The sequence below is a fragment of the Streptomyces sp. WELS2 genome, from assembly GCF_013870595.1.
Taxonomy (GTDB): Bacteria; Actinomycetota; Actinomycetes; order Streptomycetales; family Streptomycetaceae; genus Streptomyces.
Window position 1 is genome coordinate 1 of the sequence record NZ_JACBWZ010001106.1, and the last position, 1750, is coordinate 1750.

The 1750-nt window shown below is 72.3% G+C and carries 1 protein-coding gene; it reads left to right on the forward strand.

Translation table 11 applies throughout. The features are described from left to right. Positions 1-213 precede the first annotated feature (213 nt). On the forward strand, positions 214-1710 hold the full coding sequence (locus tag H5J33_RS34090) for an acyl-CoA synthetase (RefSeq protein ID WP_181798534.1): 1497 nt from the start codon (positions 214-216) through the stop codon (positions 1708-1710). Positions 1711-1750 lie beyond the last annotated feature (40 nt).

Here is a 1750-nt window from a genome sequence, read left to right on the forward strand (position 1 = left end):
CCCGCTCTTGTGCCTGCCAGGTCGTCCGTCATCGTCCGCGGCCTCCCGCCTGAAAGTATCTTTCCGGACCCGTCCCGCACCGTGAAACTTTCCTGTCGGGCGAGGGGTGTGTCAACGGGGCGCGAGGTACTGCCGAAATCCGCCCGTGTACCGGACATCCGGCACTCCCGGGTGCTTGACCCGCCCCGGGCGGCATGCCGAGGATCCTGAGGCATGACGCAGGGACAGGGCGGCACGGTCGACGGGATGCTGCGGCGCAGCGCCCGGCGCACCCCGGCGCGCGTCGCCGTCGAGTACGGCGACCGGGCGTGGACGTACGGGGAACTGGACGACGCCGTCTCCCGCGCGGCCTCGCTGCTGCTCGCCGAGGGCCGCACGCCCGGCGACCGGGTCGCCGCCTACGGCCACAACTCCGACGCCTATCTGATCGCCTTCCTCGCCTGCGCCCGCGCGGGCCTGGTCCATGTGCCGGTCAACCACCACCTGACCGGTGACGACCTGGCCCATGTCCTCGGCCAGTCCGGCAGCGCGCTCGTCCTCGCCGACCCCGGCCTCACCGGACGGCTGCCGCACGGGACGCCGGTGCTGCCGCTGCGCGACACCGGCGACTCGCTGCTCGCCCTGCTCCCCGGGGCACCGCCGTACGACGGCCCGGAACCCCGCGCCGAGGACCTGGTGCAGCTGCTGTACACCTCCGGCACCACCGCCGTGCCCAAGGGCGCGATGATGACCCACCGGGCCCTGGTCCACGCCTACCTGAGCGCCATCACGGCTTTGGACCTCCGGGCCGGCGACCGGCCCGTGCACGCGCTGCCGCTGTACCACTCGGCGCAGACACATGTGTTCCTGCTGCCGTACCTGGCGGTCGGCGCGACGAACCTCATCCTGGACGCGCCCGACGGGGACCGGCTGTTCGACCTGGTCGAAACCGGCCGGGTGGACAGCCTGTTCGCCCCGCCGACGGTCTGGATCGGCCTCGCGGGCCGCCCGGACTTCGCGACCCGGGACCTGTCCGGGCTGCGCAAGGCCTACTACGGCGCGTCGGTCATGCCCGTCCCGGTGCTGCGGCGCCTGCGCGAACGGCTGCCGCACCTCGCCTTCTACAACTGCTTCGGCCAGAGCGAGATCGGCCCGCTGGCCACCGTCCTCGGCCCGGACGAGCACGACGCGCGGCCGGAGTCCTGCGGACGGCCCGTCCTGTTCGTCGACGCCCGGGTGGTCGACGCGGACGGCGACGACGTCCCCGCCGGGGTGCCGGGTGAAATCGTGTACCGTTCCCCGCAGTTGTGCGAGGGCTACTGGGACCGGCCCGAGGAGACCGCCGAGGCCTTCCGCGGCGGCTGGTTCCACTCCGGGGACCTCGCGGTGCGGGACGCCGAGGGCTATCTCACCATCGTGGACCGGGTGAAGGACGTCATCAACTCCGGCGGCGTACTGGTGGCCTCACGCCAGGTGGAGGACGTGCTCTACACCCATGAGGCGGTCGCCGAGGCCGCCGTGATCGGCCTGCCCGACGAACGGTGGATCGAGGCCGTCACCGCGGTCGTCGTCCCGCGCGCCGAGGTGACGGAGGATCAGCTCATCGCCCATGTGAAGGAGAGGATCGCCCCGTTCAAGGCGCCCAAACGGGTGCTGTTCGTCCCGGAGTTGCCGCGCAACGCCAGCGGCAAGATCCTCAAACGCGAGCTGCGCGACCGCTTCGGCGGCTAGAGGCCCCTTCCGGTACGGGGCGCCGTCACGGTCATCCGGC